This is a genomic window from Cohnella hashimotonis (assembly GCF_030014955.1).
Classification (GTDB): domain Bacteria; phylum Bacillota; class Bacilli; order Paenibacillales; family Paenibacillaceae; genus Cohnella; species Cohnella hashimotonis.
On record NZ_JAGRPV010000001.1, the window covers coordinates 3,613,708 to 3,639,045 of the forward strand.

Here is a 25,338-nt window from a genome sequence, read left to right on the forward strand (position 1 = left end):
GTCAGCTCCACAGCTTGCGAACGCGCTGGAGAAACCCTTTGATGTTCGTTTGGACGGATGGTTTTCGGCTTTCGTTTAAATATTCGGCAGCAATGTCGTCAATTCCTCTGGATGCAGGACATTCGGGGTATAAATATGACAATGCCGTCTGTTTTTTGACGGCTTTCGACACATGCGAATCGTCCGGGACGAAGCCTAGCAGCGGAATTTCCAGCGACAAGTAGGTTCTGGCGACCTGACGAATGTTATCGGAGGTCTGAAGTCCCTCCCGGTTGTCGCCTACCCGGTTGACTACCAGCCTGAATTCCGCCTCTTGCCCCATTGTCTTAACCATCTTCATAAGCGCATAGGCATCGGTGATGGAGGTCGGCTCGGGCGTCGTCACGACGATGGTCTCATCGGCCGCCTGAATGAAGCGGAGCGTTTCCTTGGACAATCCGGCGCCTGTGTCGAACAGAACGTAATCGACTTCGCCGTAAAGCTTGGCGATCTCGGAAGCGAAGTACTCCAGTTCCTCGTCGCTCAGACGGATCAGGTCCTTAAAGCCGGACCCGCCGGCGATGAACCGAAGGCCGCCGGGTCCTTCCTGAATAATCTCCCAGATCGACTTGTCCCGTTTGAGCAAATGAAAGAGATTATAGGCAGCGGGCGTGCCGAGCAGCACGTCGATGTTCCCCATACCGATGTCGGCATCGAACAGGAGGACACTGTGGCCCCTTTTTTGCAGCGCCAGGGCGAAATTCAAGCTGAAGTTGGACTTTCCGACGCCTCCCTTGCCGCTAGTGACCGTCAGAATCCGCGTTTGCTTGGCATAGTCGAGATCGCGCGCCGATACCATGTGCCTCAGTGCTTCCGCTTGGTCACGCATGGGCCGGCTCTCCTTCCAACAGTTTGGACGCAAGCCAGGCCGGATCGAAAGGCCGGATGTCGTCCGGCACCGTTTGGCCGAAAGTCACGTAAGGGATGCTGAATCCGAACTCGCGCACGAGATTCAGGATCGCGCCGTAAGAATCGGTTTCGTCCATCTTGGTAAGCAGCAGCCGGGAAACGCCGTACTTGACGAATTGGGCGGACACCTTTCTCATATCCTGGTATTTGTGAGTCAGGCTGAGAACGAGAATTTTCTCCGCCTCTTGGCCCGGCGAGAGCAGGCTGTTGACTTCGGATACGTAAAGCTCGTTGCGGTAATTCCTCCCCGCCGTATCCATCAGCAGCAGGTCCCGGTCTTCGAGTCTTTTGTATGCCCTGGCCAGTTCGGAAGGAGAAAAGACGACCTCGAGGGGCACGTTCAGGATGTCCGCATACGTCCGCAACTGATCGACGGCAGCGATCCGGTACGTATCCGCCGTAATAAATCCGACGGTACGCCTCCTCGACAGCACTTGATCCGCGCCGAGCTTGGCGATCGTCGTCGTCTTGCCCACGCCGGTCGGCCCGACGAAATGCACGATATGCGTGTCCGTCGCGATGCCTGCGTCCTGAGCTGGCGCAAGCCACGACAGAAGCAGCGCATGCGCTTCGTTTAAAGCCAACCGGTCGAGATCTATTTCCGTAACGTCGCCTTCGTTGTTCGCTTCGCGCTCCTTCAGCTTCGCAGAAACAGCGGCGGCGAATTCTTCTACATAAACGGGCACGACGCCTTGCTGCGCGAGCAAGCGGCTTAAGCGCAGAACCTGCTCCGGCATGCGCTGCGGGGCCGGCTCGCGACCGGCTTGCTGCCGCAGCAGATCCTTCATGGCTCTCAGCTCGGCCAGCAGCTCGGCCGTCTCGCCGGCCGCCGCCGTTTGCGGCAGCGGGACGGCGGCGGCTTGCGCACTCGCAGGGGTCGGTTCAACGACGCGCAACGCTTGTGCCGCAGCAGGCTGCGGCGCTTCCGGCGCGTTACGATCCGACGCACCTAGGGCGCGCGCCGATGCGAGCGCGCGGCTCATCGCTTCGTCGAAGCTCGTCTGGGAGGCTGTGCGCTCATTCTTCGATACCGCAGGCACATTCGGCCGTCCATGGTCTTCGCTAACTTCGCGAAGCAGAGACGCAGCAGCCTCCGCAGCTGCGGACGCCTGCTGCTTCTCCGATGTTGGCGCAGGGCCGGCGGAAGCGCCCCCGCCATAGCGCTGCCGAATCGCGCTGGCTGGAAGCGGCTGAGGCGCCTGTTCGCCGGCGCCCCGCGCCGGGTCCGAATCTACGGCCGGATCCGTCACCGGTAACGCCGCATTCGGCATCTTTTTGGCCGCTTCCGCCTGAGGGCGCACGATTGGCTTCGCCGAAGGACGCGCCTGCGGCTTGGCGGACTCGTCCACCGCAGCGATGACTTCCATTCTTTTTTTGCGGAACATGCCAAGAAACCCGCCTGTGCGGATTTCTTTGGTGTTCAGGATGACGGCATCGGACCCGAGTTCGCTTCTGATTTGTTGAACGGCCTGCGGCAAATCGTCCACTAAGTATCGTTTGACCTTCATGCATTCACCACCCCGACGCTTTGTACTTCAATATTAGGCTCAAGCTCGCTGTAGGAGAGCACGGGTATGTCTTGCAGACTGCGCTCGATCAGTTGACGCATGTACATCCGGATGTTCGGTGATGTCAAAATAATCGGCTGTTGGCCGGCTTGGAGCGTCTTATTGATCTGCTCGCTGAGCCGGTTGTAGATCGCCTGCGTCGACGAAGGCTCCATCGCCAAGTAGCTGCCCTGGTCCGATTGTTGAACGGATTCGGCAATTCGTTTTTCGACGCCGGGACTGATCGTGATTACGCGAAGCGGCTCGCTTGGATTGGCGTATTGCTGCGTGATCTGCCTGGAGAGCGCTTGTCTGACGTATTCGGTCAGCACGTCCGGATCTTTCGTATACTTGCCGTAATCGGCCAGCGTCTCGAAGATCGTAACGAGATCCCGAATCGAGATTTTCTCCTTGAGCAGCTTGGCGAGCACTTTTTGGATGTCTCCGACCGTGAGAATGTTCGGCACCAGTTCTTCCACGAGCGTCGCATAACTCTCGCGCACGCTGTCGACGAGCGATTTGGTCTCCTGACGCCCGAGCAGTTCGTGCGCGTACCGTTTGATGACTTCGGTCAGGTGCGTGGCGACGACCGAAGGCGGATCGACGACGGTATAACCGGACAGCTCCGCGCGTTCCTTCGTCGCTTCGTCGATCCAAAGCGCCGGCAGTCCGAACGCAGGTTCCTTGGTCTCGATCCCCGTGATCGAATCGTCCTCGAAGCCAGGACTCATCGCAAGGTAGTGGTGCAGCAGCAGCTCGCCGCGGGCGACCGTATTGCCTTTCATCTTGATGACATACTCGTTGGGCTTCAGCTGGATGTTGTCCCGTATCCGAATGACCGGCACGATCAACCCAAGCTCCAAGGCGCATTGTCTGCGAATCAGGATAATCCGGTCGAGCAGATCTCCCCCCTGAGACGTGTCGGCCAGCGGGATGAGACCGTAGCCGAACTCGAATTCGATCGGGTCGACCTGCAGCAGGCTGATGACGCTCTCCGGACTGCGGACCTCCTCGATCTCCTTTTCCTCGACGAGCTGCTCCTCGGCTTGCTGCCTCTTGGCATTGTTCAATTGCATGCGGTAGGCGGCAATGCCAAGAATCAAAGCATAGGGAAGGGTCGCGATCGGTCCGATCGGAGTCGCGATACCGAGCAATACGATCGTACCGGCCACGATATACAGCAGCTTTGGATATCTGAACAACTGTTTGGTCAGGTCCGCAGCCATATTGCCTTCGGACGCGGCCCGGGTAACGATGATGCCCGTCGCGGTACTGATGAGCAGCGCGGGAATCTGGCTGACGAGACCGTCGCCGATGCTCAGGATCGAGTACGTGCTGAGCGCTTCTCCGATCGGCATGCCGTGCACGGCCATCCCGATGATGAAGCCGCCGATCAGGTTGATCGTTACGATAATGATACTCGCGATCGCGTCCCCTTTGACGAACTTGCTCGCACCGTCCATCGCGCCGTAGAAGTCCGCTTCCTTTTCGATCTTTTCGCGACGTTCCCTGGCTTGCGTCTCGTTGATCAGTCCGGCGTTCAGATCGGCATCGATACTCATTTGCTTGCCGGGCATCGCATCGAGAGTGAAGCGCGCAGCGACTTCGGCAACGCGTTCCGAGCCTTTGGTAATAACGATAAATTGAACGATGACCAGGATCAAAAACACGATAAAACCGATCGCAAGCTCTCCGCCCGCGACGAAGCTGCCGAACGTGGCCACGACTTTGCCCGCATCGTGCTCCGACAAGATGAGACGCGTGGTCGACACGTTCAGCGCCAGCCTGAACAAAGTCGTAATCAGGAGCAAAGTCGGAAAGATGGAGAAATGCAAGGCATCCGTCGTATTCATGGCGATAAGCAAAATCATGAGCGCCGCCGAAATGTTGACGATCAGCAGCAGGTCGAGCAAATGCGTAGGGATCGGGACGACCATCATCAGGACGATGCCGATGATGCCGACCAAAATGCTGATGTCCCGAATTTTCAAAAGTCTTCCCTCCCGGCTTCTCTTATCCCGCGCAACGGCAGGCATACATTAAACATTGCGGCGTCCCTTGAGCCTGTATACGTAAGCCAGCACCTCCGCTACAGCTTGGAACAGGTCTGCGGGAACGGTGTCCCCGATCTCTGCCTGCTGGAAGAGCGCGCGTGCAAGCGGCTTGTTTTCCATCGTTATAACGCCGTTGTCTTTGGCGATCTGCCTGATCCGAAGGGCCATATAATCCTGGCCTTTGGCAATGATTCTCGGCGCATCCATGCGCGAAGCATCGTACTGGAGCGCCACCGCGAAGTGAGTCGGGTTCGTGATGATGACATCGGCTTTCGGAACTTCCTGCATCATCCGCATCATAGCCATGCGGCGCTGCTTCTCTTTGATTTTGCCTTTAATGAACGGGTCGCCTTCCGAGTTTTTATGCTCGTCCTTAATGTCCTGCTTGCTCATCTTCAAGCTTTTCTCGTATTCGTACTTCTGATAGAAGTAGTCTCCGAAAGCCAGGATTGCCAAGGCGACGCCAACGAGAAGACCGACTCTAACCATAAGCCCGGCTACGTAGGATAGCGTTTGCTCGATCGGCACGTAAGCCAGAGACATGATTTTTTCTCTTTCGCCCCAGATGATCAAATAGACGATGACGCCCACGATAATCAACTTCAGCGAGCTTTTCAGAAATTCCATGACGGACCGGAGACCGAAAATATTTTTTAAGCCGGCAAGCGGATTAAGCTTGCTGAATTTGGGCTGCAGCGGCTTTGCCGTAAACAACCATCCGATCTGAACGTAGTTTGCGGCGAGCGCAACCAGCAAGGTAACGATCAGGATCGGGGCGAGAATAAGCAGCATTTGCACCGTATAGCTCGCGAATAACCCCATTACGTTGGCGTCGGTGACTTCCATCGACAGTTGTCTTCTGAAAATGTCCCCGAACAACGCGAATATCTTTTCATGAAAAAAAGGGCCGAGCGCCATCATGACGCTGATCGTCGCCACTAATATAAATGCGCTTGCGATCTCCGGGCTTTTGGCGACCTGGCCTTTCTCGCGGGCGTCCGAACGCTTTTTCGGCGTTCCTCTCTCCGTCTTTTCGCCGGCAAAGCGCTGAAGATCCATCCGCAAACGATTGGCGGTCAACGCGTTCTCTCCTTCACGGCTCATGTTCCCGCCGCCGGATTATGTGGTCTTCATGATGACGAACAGCTTCTCCAGCGCATCGAACATGCGATCGAACACGATTTGGAATATCGTAGTGAATCCCGGCAGCAACAAAATCAACAATGCCAGGCCTATCAAAATTTTGAGCGGAATGCCGATAACAAAAACATTGTATTGCGGAGCCGTGCGGGCCAGCAGTCCAAGTCCGAAGTCGGTAAGAAACATCGCCACGACGATCGGCGTCGAGATCTGCAGCGCGAGCAAGAACGTATCCGCAAACGTACGCACCAGAAACTCCGTTATTCGGCCTTCGCCCACACTGCCAAACAAATCGTTGTTCAGCGGCAGCCATTTATAGCTGTTCATGATGGCGCCGAGCAGATAGTGATGTCCGTTAATCGATAGAAAAACCAGGATCATCATCATATACTTCAAATTGCCGAACAGCGGCGCAGAGACGCCCGATACGGGATCCAGTATATTGGCGATGCCGAGACCCATCTGAATATCGATCAGCGTGCCGGCCGTTTGAATTAATGTAAAAAACAACGAAGCCGTATAACCGATCACAAGTCCCGCCAATATTTCTTTGAATATCGAGAAAATGTAAGTCGCGTCGGTCGGAACCGCCTGGTCGAATCCAACGGTCAAGAAAACCAACAGTGCGATAAATACGCTGATGCCCGCTTTGAAGGGACCTGGAATATTCCGTGAAGAAAACACGGGCGCGACGACAATAAAAGCCGAAATCCGACACAACACGAGCATGTAGGCAGGCACAACCTGCATGATGGCTTCGGTCGTCATATCATCCGATATAGTTGGCCAGATTGCCTAACAGGTGGCTCGTAAAATCGACCATCGTATTCAAAATCCAAGGACCGAAAATGAGAATCGCCAAAAACACGGCTACAATCTTCGGTATAAAGGCAAGCGTCTGCTCCTGGATCTGCGTAGTCGCTTGAAAGATGCTGACGAGCAATCCGACTACGAGGCCGATGACCAGCATAGGCGCGCTTACTTTAAGGACGGTAAACAGTGCTTGGCCTGCCAGGCCGATTACGAATTCAGCGCTCAACTGCGATCTCTTCCCTTCTTGCCTCCGTCAAGTCTGGAAACTCGTCAGGAGCGATTTGACGATCAAATACCACCCGTCGACAAGCACGAACAACAAAATCTTGAACGGCAGCGAAATCATGACGGGGGGAAGCATCATCATCCCCATGGCCATCAATGTACTGGAAACGACCATGTCGATTACGAGAAAGGGAATAAAGATCATAAAGCCCATCTGGAAAGCGGTCTTCAGCTCGCTGATCGCATAGGCCGGGACGAGCACCGTGATCGGAATATCCTGATAGGATGCCGGCTTCGCCGTCTTCGTATAGTTCAAGAAGAGCAAAAGATCCTTTTCCCGCGTGTGCTTGTACATGAAGGCTTTCATCGGTACCGATGCCTTCTCCAGCGCGACCGTCTGCGTGATCTCGCCTTTAATGTAAGGCTGGACTGCCTGTTCGTTCACTTGCGAGATCGTCGGAGCCATAATAAAAAAGGTCAAAAACAAAGCAAGCCCGATCAATACCTGGTTAGGCGGCGTCGTCTGCGTTCCGAGCGAAGTGCGTACGAACCCGAGTACGATTACGATCCGCGTGAAGCTTGTCATCAGCACCAGTATCGACGGAGCCAGGCTGAGAACGGTCAGCATCAACAGCAAGGACAAAGAGGAAGCGCCCACCGGCTGGCTGCCGTCGCCGGCCGTGATGCTGATGATCGGTTCGGCGTAAGCGGTAGAAGATACCGCGAACATGAGGCCCGCCGTCAACAGAAAACTGAATGTCGTTTTGCGTTTCATGGTTCTTCCGTCCGATCCGCTGGCTTGCTGTCCGATAGCAGCCGGTCTACCTGCTGTTTGCGCTCGGATAGCTCGCGCAGGCGTTTTTCCAACGTTTGCTCGAAACTTCCCGATTCCGCGCCGCTTTTTGCGGCGGCTTCGGAGCCTGACGAGGCTGCGCCCCCTTTGTTCAGCAGTTGCTTAAGCCAAGGAGGCACTGCAGGACGCGAAGCTTCGACAGTATCATATTGGGCGATTAGCGCCGCCACGACGTCGGGATCGGTGATGGACTCGAGCAGCTGCACGTTTTCCCCGACGCCTAGCACGTAGATGCGATTGTTCCATTCCACGATCTGCATCGACTTGTTTGCGCCCAGCGTAAGTCCGCCCAGCGACCGGAGGGAGCGGTTGGCCCACCACCCCCGGTTGCGCCTGCCGATGAATCGCAGCAGCAGAATAATGCCGCCGACCATCAACAGGAGCACGAGCAGCACCCACAACATTTCCCAAGATGAAGTCATGCTGTCGGCAACCGATTAACCCAGCGTTTTTTTGATCGCTTCGATAACGCGGTCGGCTTGGAAAGGCTTGACGATAAAGTCCTTGGCGCCGGCTTGGATCGCATCGATAACCATTGCTTGCTGGCCCATGGCGGAGCACATGATGACCTTCGCGTTCGAATCCATCTTGCGAATTTCTTTCAGCGCGGCGATCCCGTCCATCTCGGGCATCGTGATGTCCATCGTGATAAGGTCCGGAGACAGTTCCTTGAACTTCTCGATCGCTTGCGAGCCGTCCTGCGCTTCGCCTACGACCTCATATCCGTTTTTAGTCAAGATGTCTCGAATCATCATGCGCATGAATGCTGCGTCGTCCACGACTAAGATACGATTTGCCATTACGATTTCCTCCCGGGGGTGCTGATTATTGGATTTTTTGAACGCGATCCCACTGACTGACGATGTCCGTCACCCGAACGCCAAAGTTTTCGTCGATGACGACGACCTCGCCTTTGGCGATCAGCTTGTTGTTCACGAGGATATCCACCGGCTCGCCGGCAAGCTTGTCCAGTTCGATAATCGAACCTTGCGACAGTTCCAGAATATCCTTGATTTGTTTATGCGTCCGGCCCAACTCTACTGTGACTCGCAGCGGTATGTCAAGCAAAAGATTCAAATTGCTGTCGTCCGCGTGCGCGCCGCCTCCCGTCGGGAATCCGGCAAACTGCACCGGCTGCACATTTACGTTGCGGCCGGCCGGCCCGCCCAGCGTCTGAGGCTGCTGAGGCGGCATTGCATACTGTTGAGGCGGCATCTGGTATTGCGGCTGTTCATACTGCGGCTGCGCGTATTGCGGCTGCCCGTACATCGGCTGCTGCGGCGGATAATCGAAAGCCGGCTGCTGCTGTTGCGGCTGCTGCGCCGGAGGCGCGTATTGCGGCGCCTGAGCGGGCGGAGCGCTGGCCACAGGCGCAGCTTGGGGCTGCGGCGCAGGGGCCGGCGTATCGTCCATTCCGCCGATGAGAGAATGCACCAGCTCTTTGGCGAACGGCACCGTCAGCAGCTGCATAATCGTCGAATCGATCAAATCTCCGATTTTTAAGCGGAACGAGATTTTTACGAATTCGGCGTCAGGCGGAATTTTCTCGATGCCGGTATTTTTCTGTACGTCCATAACGTCGACCGCCGGCGGCGAGATGTTGACGAACCGGTTGAATATCGTCGACATCGAGGTCGCCGACGAGCCCATCATTTGATTCATCGCTTCCTGAACGGCGCTGATATGAATCTCGTTGAGCTCTTCCGTCTGGACGTTTCCTTCGCCGCCAAGCATCAGGTCCGCGATCACCTGCGCGTCGTGCGTCTTGATCACGAGGGAATTGATGCCTTCGAATCCGTCCACATAGTCGACGTGAACGGCGACATGCGGCCTCGGAAACTCGCTGACGAATCGATCCCTCGAAATCATGGATACCTTTGGCGTCGTGATATCCACTTTTCTGCTAAGCAGCGTCGATAGCGCCGTCGCCGCGCTTCCGAACGTGATATTGCCGATCTCGCCAAGCGCGTCCTGCTCCAGCGCCGAGAGATAATCGTCGATGTGCATCTCAGCGTCGGCGGAAGGCGAGCTGCTGTCCTGACCCCCGGCGGACTGCCGCAGCAAGGCGTCTATTTCCTCCTGGGACAAGTAATCTTTACTCGTCATAAACCTCTTCCACCCCTTCGTCGATAACCTCGAGAATTTGGACCGCGATTTTATCCCGAACCGTTCCCGGACTACCGATGTATTTCAGCTTATCCCCGACCCGGATGTCCAGCCCGCTGTCAACGCTCTTGCCGAGCGTAATCACGTCTCCAACGCCTAGATTGAGAAACTCGTGAATCGAGATTCGTGAGGTTCCGAGCACTGCGGAGATCGGCAGCTGGGCCTTCGTCACTCGTTCTTCCAGGAGCTTGATCTCTTCCGGCGCCCTTGTTTTCTTCTGAGACACGAACCAGTGATGCACGGACAGCTTGGACATGATCGGCTCGATGACGACATGCGGTATGCACAAATTGATCATGCCCGTCGTATCGCCGATTTTAGTGCTGAGCGAGATCAGGGCGATCGTTTCGTTGGGCGATACGATCTGCATGAACTGCGGATTCGTCTCGAGCGCTTCAAGACGGGGCTCGATATCGATCACGGTCCGCCACGCTTCCTGGAGCGTCTCGAGCGCGCGGCTGAATATCTTTTCCATAATGATATTCTCGATCTCCGTCAAGCTGCCGATCTTGGAAGGCGCGGTTCCGGCACCACCTAGCAGTCTGTCCAGCATGGCGAAAGCGACGTTCGGATGCACCTCCAGAACCATCCGGCCTTCGAGCGGCTCCGCCACGAAAATGTTCAGGATCGTCATTTTCGGAATGGAACGGATGAATTCATCGTAGGGCAGCTGCTCGACCTGTACAACGTTAATCTGCACGAACGTTCGCAGCTGAGCCGAGAAATACGTTGTTAAAAACCGCGCGAAGTTTTCGTGGATTCTCGTCAGGCTTCGAATATGGTCCTTGGAAAACCGCGTCGCCCGTTTAAAGTCGTAGGATCGTATTTTCTTCTGTGTCTCTTCCTTGCGAAGCTCCTCCGCGTCCATCTCCCCGGATGACAGCGCGGCCAGCAAGGCGTCGATCTCGTTTTGTGACAGAACGTCAACCAATTGATTTCACCCCTTTCCGCTGCGTTCGGCCGCTGTCACAATTCTTGCATCAAGAAGTTCGTAATGCCGATTTTGACGACCTTTCCTTCAGTCAGAACAGGATTGATCTCGTTGAGCAATTCGGACACGAGCTCGTCTTTGCCTTTCGTGCCTTGCATTTCCTCCGGCGTCGTGCTCCAGAGCGCGCGGTTGATAATCGGCTTGATCAGGCTTTCTTTTACTTCGTCGAATTCGGTTTTGGCCTTGGCGCTGTCAAGCTGAAAGGTGAACCCGAAAATGACAATATAGTTCGTGTCGGACAAATTCGTTTTTATATCGTTCAAATCGGATGTGACCTTGCCCCGTTCTGCTGCGGAGAGCGCTTCGGCCTCTACATGCTTTACGCTCTCCTGCACCGCCGCTTCCGTATCGCCGGCATCTTTCTTGCCGAAGAAGGTGGACCAGGAATAGAGCCCGGCAATTACGATTAACGTGATCGCCAGAAGCAATGATACAAGCCAAGGCAACATTTTTTTCATGATGAAGCTCCCTCCGTTTGCGTATCGGACGAACTCGTGAGCGCAGCCATAATGCCGATGCTTCTCAAATAATGGCGTATGGAGCGGATCACATCCGAACTATTTTCGACGACGATGTATTTCTTGCCGGTCGTCAACGTGACGAGCGTATCCGGCGTTTGTTCCACCGATTCGATCAGCAGCGCGTTGATAAAAAATTGCGTGCCGTTAAGCCGCGTGACGGCGATCATGGGAATCCCTCCGCAATCGGGGAGGGATTCCCCCTCCCGCTTTAATGCAATTCATTCTTGGTATGACGATGAGATAAAATTAACGCTTCAGGTTGACGACTTCTTCAAGAATCGAATCGGAGGTCGTAATGATGCGCGAGTTGGCCTGGAAGCCGCGCTGAGCGACGATCATTTCCGTGAATTCGTTCGTCAGGTCCACGTTGGACATTTCCAGCTGTCCGGCCACGATCGAGCCCGTACCGCGTTCCGCGTCCTGGGCGGTGCCCAGATTCAGTTCGCCTTCGGCGTTCGCGTTCGGCGTCATCCGGTACAGGTTGCCCCCGATTTTCTCCAGGCCGCTCGGATTGACGACCTTCGCGACGCCGATCTGAATGCCGGTATCCGTCTGCACGCCGTCCTGGTCGATCGATACGATGCTGCCGTTTTGCGAGATCGAAAACGCGGTTACGCCTTCGTCGAGCGTGATCGGAGCTGCGCCGTCCGCGGAGACGACGAACATCCCTTCTGCGTTGACCAGCTGACGGTTGGCATCAAGCGTAAAGTTGCCGGCGCGCGTCAGGTAGGTCGCATCCGAATCGCCGCTCGGTTTGACTGCGAAAAATCCGTCGCCGTCGATTCTAAGGTCCGTAGAAACGTTGGTCGTCATCGCGCTGCCCGCCGTATGAATGTTGTCGATCGCCGCGACGGCTACGCCAAGACCGATCTGCTTGGCATTGACGCCGCCTGTCGTCCCCTCGACGGGCGAAGTCACGCCGGACATCGATTGGCTTAAGATGTCCTTGAACATGACGCGTCCCGCTTTGAAGCCGACCGTATTGACATTGGCGATATTGTTGCCGATGACGTCAAGCTTCGTTTGGAATCCCCGCATGCCCGATACGCCCGAATACATTGAACGCAACATATGAGTTCACTCTCCATTAATTTTTCCTTCGCAGACAAACCGCTTCTGTCATTCCACGGTTTAGGCCTCCTCGTGAGGTCCGGCCGTTTCTGCTCGGTCGTTATTTGACCACGACGGCGCTATCGATATTCGTAAAGACATGCTGCTGCATCGATTTGTCGTCCATGGCCGTAATGACGGTGCGGCTTGGTACGTTAACGATCATCGCCATGTTCTGATACAGAACAAGCGAATCCTTGGCGCCTTTGGCCGATGCTTGATCGACGGCGGTTGCGATAGCGCTCAGCTGCTCGGGCCCAAGCTTGATGCCCCGCTGCGCGAGCCGCTGTTCGGCATGCTGGCTGAACTTGAGCGACTGTGCCGACAGCATCGTTTTGAACGCGTTGCCGTCCTGCAGCTTGTCATCCTTCGACCCTCGAATAACCGGTCTGGCCGTCGGTACGATCGGCGCTGCATTGCGTGCTGCAAATCCTACATTCAGGTTGATCAGCGGATCACTCACCGGTCTCCGCCTCGCCCTCCTGCGCGGCGATTGTTACGGATGTCAAGTCTCCGATCGCCACTTCGTCTTTGCCGATTACGGCAAATTGATTACCGTTTTTCATTTTGATCGAGTCGACCACGCCCGACTTCGTCACGGTCGAGCCGCTTGCCGTCGTACCGAGCCATTCGACCTGCTTGCCGATCAGGCTCGACGCGAGCGCGGCCGATTGACTCAGACCGTGAAGCTCCGTCGACATGTTCATCGTCTGCTCGAGCGAGGAGAACGTAGCCATCTGCGCGATAAAGTCCTTGTCCTGCATCGGCTGCATCGGATCCTGGTTTTGAAGCTGCGTGAGCAGGATTTTCATGAACTGGTCTTTGCCCAGCTCCGCACCGGCTCCCGTCGGCTCCGTCTTGTTGTAGGTCGAGTAATTCGACCATACCGTTTTTGACACGACCGTCATGTACCCAAGTCACCTCCTCTTGCGAATTTTAGGCGATCACGTTCAGCGCGCTGCCGTATCCGGCGTCTCTCAAGGAAGCGGAACGCTCGAGTTCTTCTTCAAATTCCTCCAACGTTTCCACGCCGGCGCCGTTCGATCGCTTGGACTCGCCGTTCCCCGATTGCTGTCTGCGCTGCTCCTGGAACAAGAAGGCAGAGCTTTCCGACGCTTGCGGCTGATGCTGAACGACCTCTACGCGGTCCACCTGAATCCCTTGACTCTGAAGCGTCCCTCGCAGCTGCGCCATTTGATTGTCGAGCAATTCCCTAGCCGCTTCGTTGTGAGCGACAAATTGCGCGTTCAGTACGCCGTGCTGAATCGTAAGCCTGATCTGCACTTCGCCCAGATGCTCGGGATGCAGATTGATATTCGCTTCGGAAATGCCGTTGCCGCCGGACAGCGTGAACTGCTTCACCAGGAACTTGTCCATTTGCTCCGCGAATTGTTGACCCGGTACGGTAACCGGAATTTGTTGCTTGACGCTTGCCGACAGGTCCGGCTTCGAAGCAGGATCGCCGATCAACGACTGCCAATTCAGGTTCGCAGGCTGCTCTTCAACGCCCGGCAACGAATCTGCCGGCACGGAAGCCGCGGACGGCGCCGAATCCTCCGTCGCTGCGTTGGCATTCAGATTCCAGTAAACGACCGGTTCCTTGAAAACCGCATACGTCTTCTTCACTTCCACGTTAACGGCAACATCCCCGTCATCCGATCTCGCTTTGGCAATGCGATCTGTAAACGAGACGTGCTGTGCCGTCTTGCTGCGATTGCCTGTGTTTGCCGCAGGAATGTCCTGCCCCGCCAGCAACACATTTTTAATGCTCGCTCCGGTCTCGGCAATCTCGCCGCTCGTCAGCTTGCCGGCTTGCAGCAGCGTGCGCAGCGCTTGTACGGCATCCTGTAAAGCGGTCAACGAGAAGGCCGGCTGCGACTGAATGGCTGATGCAGCATCAGGTTGAAGTTGGCCCTGTGCGTCGGTTGCGGTCGTAGATTCGGTCACTGAGGGGATCTGCAACATCTTGGGCTGCAGCAGCGTCTGTAAGCTTGCAAGCAGCTCAGCCAGCTGATCCATTTGCGAATCCGGCAGCTCATTGCCCTGCTGAAGCTGAGCCAACTGCTCCTCCAGGCCGTCCAGCAGCTGCGACAACTCATCCGCAGCTTGGCTTGGTTCGGCAGGCTGAGAATCGTTTGGCGCGATCGCCAGCGCCGCGCTCAGCATGCCGAGCAATCCCGGCATTGGGTTAGCCATGGCTGCGTTTTTGCCTTCGGCCGGACCTGCCGCATCAATTTTTTGCACCAGTACGCCTTGAAAAATTCCGCCAGCCGCAGTCGCTTTAGACGCGCCGGCTCCTCCCGCGCTCGTTCCGGAAGCTGCGTTTGTCGATTGAATGTTCATCTTTTTCACCTCCCTTCAAGAGTGATTGTCATTCACGCAATAAAGGATGCAAGCATCAAGAATTCGCAGGTACGAGCTTGCTTACCAGCGACGCTGTCTTTTCCGCATCCTTCTGCGACATGGCAGCGAGTACGCTCGATCTGGCGTTGTTCGTCATCGCGCTCAGGATGCGCAGCGTCTTCGTCTGCTCCGACGCCGACATTTGCAGCAGGAGCTCCGCCGCGCTGGCTGCGTCCATCGATGAAAAGGTGCTTGCAAGCGCCGTGCTGTCGAGCGAACTCGAAGCCGTCTTCGACCGGCTCTCAAGTTCCTTGACTCTTGCCTGCAGAGCTGCGATCTGCTGGTTGGTCACGCCGTCGGAATCCTTGAGCCTCATCGTGATGTCAGCTGCCACGGAGGGCGTCATCTTTTCGAGAATGCGGCCTCTGGAGGCATCGTTCATCGCCCCCATAACGAGCGCGGCCTCTTCCACCGTCAAGCTCTCCATGATCGGAGCAGCCTTGCCAGGAGTCATTTTTCCGTACATATCGGCCAGCGAACGAATTTTAGCCTGATAGGCGTCTTGGTTGATCTGGTGATCGCTCGACTGCTTGTCCAGTGCGGCGATCTTTTCCTGCAGCTCCGCGATCGTCTTTTGCTGCGTTACGCTTTTAGCGTCCGACGCCTTCAGCGCAGCGTCGCGCTGCGACAGGAGCGCCTGAAGCTCGGCCAGCTTTTGCCTTGCCTCATTCACCGACTCGACCTGCGATTGCTGTGCGGGATCCTCCGCGTGCTTGACGTCCGGTACGAGCGAATTGATAACCGGTATCTGGTTGCCGATCTTCTGCGCCTTCTCTCGCAAAGACGGATTAAAAATAATCAGAAGAACAATCAGCAGAATCGCCGTAAATAGAATAGGCGTTATAAAAAACAGAAAACGTTCAAAGCCGGAATAGCCGTTTTTTTCCGCGCTGGCATCCGCCACGGCCTTCCCCTCCATTCACCGAGCTGACCTTAAGTTACCTTCGGGCAGACGCTCTCCGCAGCGCGATTTCGTCCAGTTCGTTCTGCTCGCGGATGAGCGCTTCCTGACGGTACTTTTGCAGCGATTTGGAGCGTGCGTTCTGCCATACCTTCTCGTCCACCATTTTGTCGGTGAGGAAAACCTGACGCTGTTGGACATGCTCTTCGGCCGCGCGCACGCCTTGTCTTTGTTGCCTGATCCTGTCGTCCAAAAAAGAGATGTAATCCTGCAGCAGGTGAAGCTCGGCAAGCGCCGTCGGTCGGGACGAACGCTCGGACAGCTCCTTTTCGTATGCGCCGCGCTCCTGACGAAGCTGGTCGAGCTGTTCTTCTTCGCTTCTAAGGCGTCCTAGCGATGCGGCATATTCCCATTCCGCCATCGACTTCTCGCTTCCCTTAAGATCTACGATTTTTTGCAATGGATATCGGAATCGCAAGACCATTCAGCCTCATCTCTTGTAGAAGTCAATGACCAACCGTTCCTGCGCCTGCTGCAGCGTCAGCTTCTCGGTCGTGCGCTGCCTGCAGTAATCGTTGATAACGTCGATAAATTGGATCGCTTTATCGATCTGGGGATTCGTGCCTCGCTGATAAGCGCCGATATTGATCAGATCCTCAGAGTCTCGGTAAACGGATAGCAGGCGCTTCAACTGCTCGGCCGCTTCCTGCTGCTCGCTTGCTACGATATCTTTCATGACGCGGCTGATGCTCGCCAGCACATCGATGGCCGGAAAATGTCCTTTGTGGGCCAAATGCCTGCTCAATACGATGTGACCGTCCAGGATGCCGCGCACGGCGTCCGCGATCGGCTCGTTCATATCGTCGCCGTCTACAAGCACCGTATAAAACGCGGTGATCGATCCCGCGACGCCCGTGCCCGCTCGCTCGAGCAGCTTGGGCAGCGCCGCGAAAACCGATGGCGTATACCCGCGCGTGGCCGGCGGCTCTCCGATGGCGAGTCCCACCTCGCGCAGCGCCATCGCGTATCGCGTGACAGAATCCATCATCAGCATGACATTCATGCCGCGGTCCCTGAAATACTCCGCGATCGACGTTGCGATCAATGCGCCTTTGATACGGATCAAGGCAGGCTGATCGGAGGTCGCGACGATGACGACTGACCGCTCGAGACCTTCCGGACCGAGATCGCGCTCGATGAACTCGAGTACTTCCCGTCCGCGCTCCCCGATCAAGGCAATGACGTTGACGTCCGCCGACGTATTGCGCGCAATCATGCCGAGCAGCGTACTCTTGCCCACGCCCGAACCGGCGAATATCCCCATCCGTTGTCCTTGTCCCACGGTCAGCAGGCCGTCGATGCAGCGCACGCCCGTACCCAGCGGATCGGTCACTCGCGGACGCTTTAGCGGGTTACTGGGCACGCTCTGGGTCGAATACCTGGGCATCCGGCCGGGCAGTCTGGCACCGTCGAGCGGTCGGCCCAGCCCGTCGAGCACTTGTCCGAGCAGCTCGGAGCCGACCTGGACGGTCAACGGCCTGCCGGTGGCGACAACGTCGCATCCCGGGCCGATCGCCTGCAGCTCGCCCAGGGGCATCAATAGAACGCGATTGTCGCGAAAACCGACGACCTCCGCCTCGATCGGAGAGCCTCCGCGTACCGGATAGATGAGACACACTTCGCCGATCGCGGCATCCGGCCCTTCGGATTCGACGGTAAGGCCGATGATCTGCGCCACTTTCCCGTTAACGCGTACCGGATCGATATGCTTCAATGCCTCGGAGTATTTGCCGAGATCAAGCGCCATCCGCTGTCGCTCCTTCGTCCGAGGAATGTGCCGCGATCTGCAGCAACTCTTCGCGTATCGACTCCAGCTGCGTATCGACGCGCGCATCGATGCTGCCATAGGCGGAGCGGATCACGCAGCCGCCGCCTCGCACCGTCGGATCCGGGACGATCTGAAGCTCCGCCTGCGAATCGACGGAGAGCGCGAGTTCGTCCTTGGCGGCCTCGACGAATTCGAATTGCTCCGGCGCGACGCACAGCGTAATCGTCCCCTGCTCCTTGCGCCGTGCCAGCGCTTGCTTCATGAGATCCAGCGCCGTTTCAGGCGCGCTATTCAGCGTGCCTCGCACGATTTTGCCGGCGATCTCGCAGCTGAGCTCGACGACGAAACGTTCCGCTTCGGATATAATCCTCGCCTTGGCCTCGTAGGCTTGCGTTACGACACGCTGAGCCTCCTGCAGCATCTGCTCCAGCCGGGCCATCGTCTGATGCTCCGCCTGCTCGCTGCCGCTTGCAAAGCCTTCCTCGTAGCCGGCGCGCTTGGCCTCTTCGACATATTCGGCATCTTCCGCCCTGCGGGCTTCCCACCATGCCGCCGTCTGCGTCTCTGCATCCGCCTGGAGCTGACTCGCCTGCTCGGCCGCGTTTTGAAGAATCTGCCGCGCCGTCTCTTCGGCATCCTCCAGGATCCGGTCCTTTAGCTCCAGCGTCTCTTCGTCGGGCTCGTCTTCGGCCGCCGGTTCCCCGCCGTACGTCTTGGACTGCTGCGCAATAAAGCGAATCTGCTCCAGCCGCTTAAGCTCGTCTACCGAAATGACCTGCGAGGATTTGATCAGATTAGACAATAATATCGTCTCCTCCGCCGCGAGCGATGATGATCTCGCCGGACTCCTCCAGTCTGCGAATCGTCGCTACGATGCGCGTCTGCGCCTCTTCGACGTCGCGCAGCCGGACAGGTCCCATGTACTCCATTTCCTCCCTGAACGTCTCGGCCATCCGCTTGGACATGTTGCGGAAGATCGCGTCCCGCACTTCCTCGCTCGCCACCTTGAGTGCGAGCTGCAGGTCCGCACTCTCCACGTCGCGGATGATGCGCTGGATCGAACGATTGTCCAGATTGACGATATCCTCGAAAACGAACATGCGTTTTTTGATTTCTTCGGCAAGCTCCGGATCCTGAATCTCCAGGGAATCGAGAATCGTTCGTTCCGTGCCGCGGTCTACCCCGTTCAAAATCTGTACGATCGACTCGATGCCGCCGGCGTTCGTATAATCCTGGGTAACGGTGGAAGACAGTTTTTGCTCGAGAACCCGCTCCACCTGCGCGATCACGTCGGGCGATGTGCTATCCATGAGCGCGATTCTTCTGGCAACGTCCGCTTGCTTCTCCGTCGGCAGCGAGGACAGCACCGCCGAGGATTGCTCAGGCTGCAGATACGAAAGCACGAGGGCGATCGTTTGCGAATTTTCGTTTTGTATAAAGTTCAGAATTTGCGTCGGCTCGGCCTTGCGGGCAAAGTCGAACGGCCTTACCTGCAGCGTAGCCGTCAACCGGTTCAAGATGTCGTTTGCCTTTTGCGAGCCGAGCGCCTTCTCGAGGATTTCCTTGGCGTACGTGATGCCGCCTTGCGTCAAATATTCTTGCGCGACGCAGATCTGGTGAAACTCGCTCAGGATGGACTCTTTTTCGTTATGATCGACCTTGCGCACGTTGGCAATCTCCAGCGTGAGCTGCTCGATCTCTTCCTCTCTCAGATGCTTGAACACTTGAGCGGAAACTTCCGGCCCCAGCGTGATAAGCAGGATCGCCGCTTTTTGGCGGCCGCTGAGCTGCATTTGCGTTCCTTTAGCCATGTATGCCACCTCTATTCATCCACCAGCCATGTACGCAATAGATTGACGAACTCGTCCGGCTTGCGCTTGGCGAGCCCTTCTAGCTGCTTGCGCACCTGACTCTCGTTCGTGACGCTCTCGATGTCGATCGTCGGCAGTTCTGCGCGAGGGGCGTCGAGCTGTTCCTGCAAGGCCGCCTGCTCGGCTTCCCTTGCGTTTCTACGTCTGCGATATACGAGATACCCGGCACCGCCGAGCACTGCAAGCGCCGCAACGCCGATGCCCGCCAGCCAGAGCGACGAAGCCGATACGCCATTGCTTCCGGCGGATTCGTCCGAAAACGCCTGAGATACGAGCGACACGCGATTCGCAAGGTCAGCGTCCGTCAGCGACTGTCCGGAATCGGCGAGCAGAATCCGCACATTGTTGCGAAGCATCTGCTCAAGCTGTGTCTGCTTTTCGGGCGTCATGACGGTCGAATCGACCGCGACGCTGATTGCAAGGTCTTTAACCTGGTATGGCGCGTATGCGATGTTTGTCGTTTCCCGGCTCGGTTCGTAGTTCGTCGTACCGCTGGTACTTTCCGAGCTGGCCGTGCCGCTCGTTCCGCCGGACGGATAGTTTGGAACGTCCGTCGAACCGGTGCCCGCGACGCCGCCTGCCGTGCCCGTGCCGCCCGTCGTCGACTCGCTTTGCGTCTGCTCGCTGATGATGATGCCCTTGTTGTCGTTGTTATCGAGCGGCTTGACCAGATTAAGCTGCGTAGAGCGTTGATCGAAGTTTAGCGTCGATACGACGCTCACGACGTAGTTATCCATCCCGACCGTCTTGGCCAGAATTTGCTGAATGTTCGCCTTCACGCTGCTCTCGTATTGCTTCTGGATGGCGAACTGCTCGTCGAGCCCGCTGCCGCCTACCGCTCCCGTGCCGCCGAGCTTGGCGGACGGCGCAAGATCCCCCGTCGTGCTCGTAATGGTGATGCCGTCATATTCGAGGTTAGGGACCGACGTTTTCACCAGTTTGTAGTAGCTGTCGATCTCTTCCTGCTTCGGCCGGTATCCGGGCTTAAAGGTGATCTGCACGGAGGCCGTGGCCAGTTCCTTGTCCGAATCGTTCAGGAATACGGACTCTTCTGGAAGGTTGATCAGCACCTTCGCCTTCTTGACGCCCTGCATGCCCTGGAGAAGCTGCTGCACTTCGCCGTTGAGCGCGTTGCGATACTTGACCTTGAACTCCTGATCGGTCGTACCGATCGTCGAGGAAGATTGGCTCAGTTCTTCGAAGCCGATGCTTCCGTTTTGCACGAGACCCTGAGAACCGACATCGACTCTGACCTTGTCCGCGGACGCGCTTGGGACGGAAATGCTCGTGCCGCCGTTGCCGAGCTTGTAGGGAACGCCGCTGCCGTTCAAATATTCCATGATGGCTGCCGCGTCGCCGCTGTCGAGATCCTGGAAAGCCAGCTCGTATTCGGTACGCGTAAGCAAGTACGAAATAAAAATGATAAAGATGAGAATAAACGCTGCTGATGAAGCTAAAATCCACTTTTGCTTTTTGCTGTATTGATTCCAAAAGCCGATCAGTCTGTCTCTGAAGCGGGCCCATCTTTCGTTCACAATTTCACCTCATCTGCGGACTTTGGATGCTCGTCTAACCCAAGTTACATCTGCATCCGCATGACTTCTTGGTAGGCCTCGACCACTTTATTGCGAACCTGGGCGGTCATCTCGAGACTGAGTTCGGCTTTTGTAGAAGCGATCATGACGTCGCTCACATCCGCATTCCCCACTAGAAATTGGTCCGTCACAGCATGAGAATTTTGCTCTTGGGCCGCGACGCTGTCTACGGCTTTTTTGAGGAAGTCCGCAAAGCTCGCAGTCGCCTCGGAAGGCGTCGTTCCAGCCTGCGCGTTGTGAAGCTGGGACATCGACGCGGCGGATATGCCGGAGGCGCCCAAAAGATTATTGATAATCATGTTTCAATCCATCCTCGCGTGGGTAATGACGTTCATGGGAACTGCGATCAATTACATATCTTAAGAGGATCTGCCGATCTCCAACGTTTTGGAGAACATCGATTTGCTTGCGTTGAGGGCCGTGACGCTTGCTTCGTAGGAGCGGGTAGCCGATATCATATCGACCATTTCCTTAAGCACGTCGACATTCGGCATGTTTACCATGCCGTTGGCGTCCGCGTCCGGATGCGTAGGGTTGTAGACTTGCTTGAACGGCGTCTGATCGTCCGTTATCGCGGTGACCTTCACGCCTTGGGCGCCGGTTGCGTCGATTTTGTCGTTCAACATATTTTTGAACGTCGTGTCGACGGGCGCGACCTCCACCATTTTGCGTCTGTAAGGAACGAACTTGCCGTCGACATAAGATGCGCGCGTCGTTTCCGCATTGGCGATGTTCGACGAGATGACGTCCATGCGCAATCTTTGCGCAGTCAAGGCGGAAGCGCTGATATCGAAGCTTCCCAGGATCATTAATGCCCCTCCTCGATGGGTGTTTGTTAAAATTCAATCTTATTCATTATTTACCCATGCCTGTACGCATCATCTTCACGTCGTGATTCAGTTGTTGAATATATAAGTTATAGCGCAATTGGTTTTCGGCAAGCTTTGTCATCTCGCTGTCGATATCCACGTTGTTGCCGCTGTTGTTAAACACCGTTGTCTTGTCCGTCAACACTTGCGCATCCGGAATCGAGCCCGAAGCGCCGATCGCGATATGCCTCGCGTCCGTCCGTTTCCCGATTAATGTCGAATGGCCGCCGTTCATCGCCTGACTGAGCAACTGCTCGAATTGAACGTCCGATCTTTTAAAATCAGGCGTATCGACATTGGCCACATTGTTTTGCAGAACGCTCTGCCTTAACGAAGCCGCGTGCAATGCGCCTTCGAGCCGCTGGTAGCTGACGCCGCTCAGCAAATCCATGTCTCTACCCCCTTTATTAAAAATCTATCACTTCTCTAATAATAACTTCGTCCTGCAAATCCAAAATCCTCTTTTTTTTCGACAAAGTCTTCACATGAAGTGGAAAAACGTCGATATATAGGAGATTAAAAATTTCTAAAATTATCATCTACGAGTGGACCTAATAAGACAATAAGAAAAAAGCCCTAATCTTCATATCGAAGATTGGGGCTTTAATTTATCATTTATGGTTATTTCAGGATTTTCTGGAAGCTAATTCAGGAAGCAGTTTAGGGTTCATAATTCGAATATATGTCCCTTTCATGCCTAGCGACCGCGTCTCGATGACGCCTGCGCTTTCCAGCTTACGCAGCGCGTTAACGATGACCGAGCGCGTGATTCCAGCGCGGTCCGCAATCTTCGAGGCAATCAGAAGGCCTTCTTTTCCTTCTAATTCCTCAAAAATTTGATCGACGGCCTCCAGCTCGCTGAAGGACAGAGAGCTTACCGCAATCGCGACGACGGTCTTGCTCCGAGATTCCTGCTCGGCTTCTTCGGCTCTTTCCCGCAAGATCTCCATGCCGATAATCGTGGAACCATACTCCGCGAGAATGAGATTATCGTCGCCGAATGGACCGCTTTCGCGGGCAAGGACTATAGTCCCTAATCGGTCTCCTCCTCCAATAATTGGCACAATTGTTACATTCATGCCCGTGAACGCGGCATCGACAGGCGCGAGAAGCGTCTCTATATCCACATCCACCGCCGTCGCTTCGATGCGCAAGAACCTTGCGTTCGTTTCGTTCGGGAAGCGGAACTCCTCCTGTCTCTCCAACCCTTCCTGCTTCAGCATCCATTCCTGAAAATAGGAAGGCAAGGCCGCACCCAATATTTTCCCGCGCCTGCTGACGACGAATACGCCGCCCGTAAGCGTCTCCCGCAAGCCTTCCGCCATCTCGCGAAAGCTTAGCGATTTGCCCGCAGCCTTCTGCAGCAGCGCGTTTAGCGTACGGGTCTTTTCCAACAGCGTCATGACTGCTTCCTCCTGCCTGACCTAAGCAACGGCTTTTACAAAATATATTGGCTTAAATCTCGGTTGCTGGCAATCGAGCCGAGCTTCTCGCGTACGTACTCCGGCGTAATTTCCAGCCGTTCGAGCTGCAGTTCGGGCGCTTCGAACGACAAATCCTCCAGCAGCTTTTCGAGCAGCGTATGGAGGCGGCGCGCCCCGATATTCTCGGTATTGCGGTTCACGTCCTGCGCCATGTTCGCGAGCTCCGAGATGGCTTCTTTGGTGAATTCGACTTCGATGCCTTCGGTACGCAGCAGCGCAGCATACTGCTTCGTCAACGCATTTTCCGGCTCCGTCAAGATCCGGACGAAATCTTCGTCCGTCAAGCTGCTGAGCTCGACGCGAATCGGGAAGCGGCCTTGGAGCTCCGGTATGAGGTCGGACGGCTTTGCGACGTGAAAAGCGCCGGCTGCGATGAACAATATATAATCCGTTTTAACGGGGCCATACTTCGTCACGACGGTCGAGCCCTCTACGATCGGCAAAATATCCCGCTGCACACCTTCCCGCGACACGTCCGGCCCCTGGCCCCGGCCGTTGCTTGCGATTTTATCGATTTCATCAAGAAAGATAATGCCGGACTGCTCCGCTCGGCGAACCGATTCGGATATGACCTCGTCCATATCGATCAGCTTGCCCGCCTCTTCCTGTACGAGCACCTTCCGTGCGTCCCTTAAGGGCAGCTTGCGCTTTTTACGCTTTTTAGGCATGAACTGGCTCAGCATTTCCTGCATGTTTTGACCCATTTGCTCTTGTCCCGGCCCTGAAAACAGATCCATCATCGAAGGCGTTTGGTCTTCCACTTCGACTTCGACCAGCTCGTTTTCCAGTTTGCCGTCCTCGAGCTTGGATAAAAGCTCGGAACGTTTGGATGCAAGATCGGGATCGACCGGATCCGGCTCCTCCGCTTGCGCGTTCGCATTGCCGCCAAACAACATTTCCAGCGGATTACGCTGCGATTTGGCCTTGGCCGGGGAAGGCGCGAGCAGCGCTGCCAGGCGCTCGTTTGCGGCGCGGACAGCCTTGTCCTTCACCTTTTCCGTCCGCTCTTCCTTCACCATGCGGATCGAGGTTTCGACGAGATCCCGAATCATCGATTCGACATCGCGCCCTACGTAGCCGACCTCAGTGAACTTCGTCGCTTCAAGCTTGATAAACGGTGCGTGAACGAGCTTCGCCAGCCTGCGGGCGATTTCCGTCTTGCCGACGCCGGTAGGGCCGATCATTAAAATGTTCTTGGGCACGACCTCGTCTCGCAGCTCGTCGGGAAGTCTGCTGCGGCGATACCGGTTGCGCAGCGCGACGGCTACCGAACGCTTCGCGGGCTTCTGGCCGACAATGTACTTATCCAGCTCGGCAACGATCTGCCGCGGAGTGAGTTGATCGTTCATCGCTATCCCTCCATTTATCCGTTTCAAATTTCTTCGACGATGAGATTGTCATTCGTAAATACGCAAATTTCGGAAGCGATCTGCAGCGAGTTACGGGCAATCTCCGCAGCAGTCATTTGCGGCGCATGACGCTTCAAAGCCCGCGCGGCGGACAGGGCGAAGCTGCCGCCGGAACCGATCGCCAGAATCCCGTCGTCGGGCTCGATAACTTCGCCGTTCCCGGACAGCAGCAGCATGCCCGTGGCGTCGACGACGAGAAGCATCGCCTCCAGACGCCGCAGCACCCGATCCGAACGCCAATCCTTAGCGAGCTCTACGGCCGCGCGTTGCAGATTGCCGTGATGCTCTTCGAGCTTCCCTTCAAACTTCTCGAAAAGCGTGATCGCGTCGGCGACCGAGCCCGCGAAGCCGGCAAGCACCTGTCCGCGGTACAACCGGCGTACCTTTTTGGCCGAAGCCTTCATCACCATGCTGTTGCCGAACGTGACCTGGCCGTCTCCTGCGATTGCTCCCTTTCCGTTATGACGGACGGCGCAGATCGTTGTGGCGTGAAAAGTTGCCTCCATGCTTTTTCCTCCCTCACTCATCGGTTAAAAGCTAGCTGCCCTTGTTGTCGGATATTGACCGCCTGCGGGAATCGATAAGATTGGCGCCAAAGAAGCGGCTAGCT

The 25,338-nt window shown here is 56.1% G+C and carries 29 protein-coding genes; all 29 read right to left on the reverse strand.

Features of this window, described 5'->3' with window-relative positions:
- Position 1: 1 nt before the first annotated feature.
- Complete coding sequence (locus tag KB449_RS14590) at positions 2-868, reverse strand: MinD/ParA family protein (RefSeq protein ID WP_282909074.1); 867 nt, start codon at positions 866-868, stop codon at positions 2-4.
- A complete protein-coding gene (locus KB449_RS14595; RefSeq protein WP_282909075.1) occupies positions 861-2,456 on the reverse strand; it encodes a flagellar biosynthesis protein FlhF in 1,596 nt (531 codons plus the stop codon). The genes KB449_RS14590 and KB449_RS14595 overlap by 8 nt, the downstream gene beginning before the upstream one ends.
- A complete protein-coding gene (gene flhA / locus KB449_RS14600; RefSeq protein ID WP_282909076.1) occupies positions 2,453-4,486 on the reverse strand; it encodes a flagellar biosynthesis protein FlhA in 2,034 nt (677 codons plus the stop codon). Before flhA ends, KB449_RS14595 begins: the two co-directional genes overlap by 4 nt.
- A 48-nt stretch (positions 4,487-4,534) precedes the next feature.
- Positions 4,535-5,653: a flagellar biosynthesis protein FlhB gene (flhB, locus tag KB449_RS14605; RefSeq protein ID WP_282909077.1), complete on the reverse strand. Its 1,119-nt coding sequence runs from the start codon at positions 5,651-5,653 to the stop codon at positions 4,535-4,537.
- A 15-nt stretch (positions 5,654-5,668) separates the two neighbouring features.
- Entirely contained in the window at positions 5,669-6,457 is a 789-nt protein-coding gene (gene fliR, locus KB449_RS14610; protein ID WP_282909078.1) for a flagellar biosynthetic protein FliR, read from the reverse strand.
- Position 6,458: 1 nt separating this feature from the next.
- On the reverse strand, positions 6,459-6,728 hold the full coding sequence (fliQ, locus tag KB449_RS14615; RefSeq protein ID WP_282909079.1) for a flagellar biosynthesis protein FliQ: 270 nt from the start codon (positions 6,726-6,728) through the stop codon (positions 6,459-6,461).
- 27 nt (positions 6,729-6,755) lie between these two features.
- Entirely contained in the window at positions 6,756-7,457 is a 702-nt protein-coding gene (gene fliP / locus KB449_RS14620) for a flagellar type III secretion system pore protein FliP (protein WP_434082556.1), read from the reverse strand.
- Between the two features lie 41 nt (positions 7,458-7,498).
- Positions 7,499-8,002 (reverse strand): flagellar biosynthetic protein FliO, encoded by a 504-nt coding sequence (locus tag KB449_RS14625; protein WP_282909081.1) that lies wholly within the window; start codon positions 8,000-8,002, stop codon positions 7,499-7,501.
- A gap of 15 nt (positions 8,003-8,017) precedes the next feature.
- Entirely contained in the window at positions 8,018-8,380 is a 363-nt protein-coding gene (locus KB449_RS14630; RefSeq protein ID WP_090117377.1) for a response regulator, read from the reverse strand.
- 25 nt (positions 8,381-8,405) lie between these two features.
- The gene (gene fliY / locus KB449_RS14635) at positions 8,406-9,686 is read right to left on the reverse strand and encodes a flagellar motor switch phosphatase FliY (RefSeq protein WP_282909082.1); all 1,281 of its coding nucleotides are present in this window, start codon (positions 9,684-9,686) and stop codon (positions 8,406-8,408) included.
- Positions 9,676-10,677, reverse strand: a complete 1,002-nt coding sequence (gene fliM, locus KB449_RS14640) for a flagellar motor switch protein FliM (protein WP_282909083.1) — start codon at positions 10,675-10,677, stop codon at positions 9,676-9,678. The genes fliY and fliM overlap by 11 nt, the downstream gene beginning before the upstream one ends.
- A 35-nt stretch (positions 10,678-10,712) precedes the next feature.
- On the reverse strand, positions 10,713-11,195 hold the full coding sequence (locus KB449_RS14645) for a flagellar basal body-associated FliL family protein (RefSeq protein ID WP_282909084.1): 483 nt from the start codon (positions 11,193-11,195) through the stop codon (positions 10,713-10,715).
- Entirely contained in the window at positions 11,192-11,425 is a 234-nt protein-coding gene (locus KB449_RS14650) for a flagellar FlbD family protein (protein ID WP_282909085.1), read from the reverse strand. Before KB449_RS14650 ends, KB449_RS14645 begins: the two co-directional genes overlap by 4 nt.
- Before the next feature lie 79 nt (positions 11,426-11,504).
- A complete protein-coding gene (gene flgG / locus KB449_RS14655; RefSeq protein ID WP_282909086.1) occupies positions 11,505-12,329 on the reverse strand; it encodes a flagellar basal body rod protein FlgG in 825 nt (274 codons plus the stop codon).
- A gap of 100 nt (positions 12,330-12,429) precedes the next feature.
- On the reverse strand, positions 12,430-12,831 hold the full coding sequence (locus KB449_RS14660; RefSeq protein ID WP_282909087.1) for a TIGR02530 family flagellar biosynthesis protein: 402 nt from the start codon (positions 12,829-12,831) through the stop codon (positions 12,430-12,432).
- Complete coding sequence (gene flgD / locus KB449_RS14665) at positions 12,824-13,276, reverse strand: flagellar hook assembly protein FlgD (RefSeq protein ID WP_282909088.1); 453 nt, start codon at positions 13,274-13,276, stop codon at positions 12,824-12,826. Before flgD ends, KB449_RS14660 begins: the two co-directional genes overlap by 8 nt.
- Before the next feature lie 28 nt (positions 13,277-13,304).
- Positions 13,305-14,711: a flagellar hook-length control protein FliK gene (locus KB449_RS14670; RefSeq protein ID WP_282909089.1), complete on the reverse strand. Its 1,407-nt coding sequence runs from the start codon at positions 14,709-14,711 to the stop codon at positions 13,305-13,307.
- A gap of 55 nt (positions 14,712-14,766) precedes the next feature.
- Complete coding sequence (locus KB449_RS14675; RefSeq protein ID WP_282909090.1) at positions 14,767-15,675, reverse strand: MotE family protein; 909 nt, start codon at positions 15,673-15,675, stop codon at positions 14,767-14,769.
- 34 nt (positions 15,676-15,709) lie between these two features.
- Positions 15,710-16,156 carry a flagellar export protein FliJ gene (gene fliJ / locus KB449_RS14680; RefSeq protein WP_282909091.1) on the reverse strand — a complete coding sequence of 149 codons (447 nt, stop codon included), beginning with the start codon at positions 16,154-16,156 and terminating at the stop codon, positions 15,710-15,712.
- A gap of 6 nt (positions 16,157-16,162) precedes the next feature.
- Positions 16,163-17,479 (reverse strand): flagellar protein export ATPase FliI, encoded by a 1,317-nt coding sequence (fliI, locus tag KB449_RS14685; protein ID WP_282909092.1) that lies wholly within the window; start codon positions 17,477-17,479, stop codon positions 16,163-16,165.
- Positions 17,469-18,302: a FliH/SctL family protein gene (locus KB449_RS14690; RefSeq protein ID WP_282909093.1), complete on the reverse strand. Its 834-nt coding sequence runs from the start codon at positions 18,300-18,302 to the stop codon at positions 17,469-17,471. The genes fliI and KB449_RS14690 overlap by 11 nt, the downstream gene beginning before the upstream one ends.
- Positions 18,295-19,311: a flagellar motor switch protein FliG gene (gene fliG, locus KB449_RS14695; protein ID WP_282909094.1), complete on the reverse strand. Its 1,017-nt coding sequence runs from the start codon at positions 19,309-19,311 to the stop codon at positions 18,295-18,297. The genes KB449_RS14690 and fliG overlap by 8 nt, the downstream gene beginning before the upstream one ends.
- Positions 19,312-19,322: 11 nt before the next feature.
- A complete protein-coding gene (gene fliF / locus KB449_RS14700; RefSeq protein ID WP_282909095.1) occupies positions 19,323-20,906 on the reverse strand; it encodes a flagellar basal-body MS-ring/collar protein FliF in 1,584 nt (527 codons plus the stop codon).
- Positions 20,907-20,950: 44 nt separating this feature from the next.
- The gene (gene fliE, locus KB449_RS14705) at positions 20,951-21,265 is read right to left on the reverse strand and encodes a flagellar hook-basal body complex protein FliE (protein ID WP_282909096.1); all 315 of its coding nucleotides are present in this window, start codon (positions 21,263-21,265) and stop codon (positions 20,951-20,953) included.
- Positions 21,266-21,325: 60 nt separating this feature from the next.
- On the reverse strand, positions 21,326-21,775 hold the full coding sequence (flgC, locus tag KB449_RS14710; RefSeq protein WP_282909097.1) for a flagellar basal body rod protein FlgC: 450 nt from the start codon (positions 21,773-21,775) through the stop codon (positions 21,326-21,328).
- 46 nt (positions 21,776-21,821) lie between these two features.
- A complete protein-coding gene (flgB, locus tag KB449_RS14715; protein WP_282909098.1) occupies positions 21,822-22,226 on the reverse strand; it encodes a flagellar basal body rod protein FlgB in 405 nt (134 codons plus the stop codon).
- A gap of 235 nt (positions 22,227-22,461) precedes the next feature.
- Positions 22,462-23,238: a GTP-sensing pleiotropic transcriptional regulator CodY gene (gene codY, locus KB449_RS14720; protein ID WP_282909099.1), complete on the reverse strand. Its 777-nt coding sequence runs from the start codon at positions 23,236-23,238 to the stop codon at positions 22,462-22,464.
- 35 nt (positions 23,239-23,273) lie between these two features.
- Entirely contained in the window at positions 23,274-24,668 is a 1,395-nt protein-coding gene (gene hslU / locus KB449_RS14725) for an ATP-dependent protease ATPase subunit HslU (RefSeq protein WP_282909100.1), read from the reverse strand.
- Positions 24,669-24,691: 23 nt separating this feature from the next.
- Positions 24,692-25,234, reverse strand: coding sequence for an ATP-dependent protease subunit HslV (hslV, locus tag KB449_RS14730; RefSeq protein WP_282909101.1), 543 nt, complete (start codon positions 25,232-25,234; stop codon positions 24,692-24,694).
- Positions 25,235-25,338: the final 104 nt, after the last annotated feature.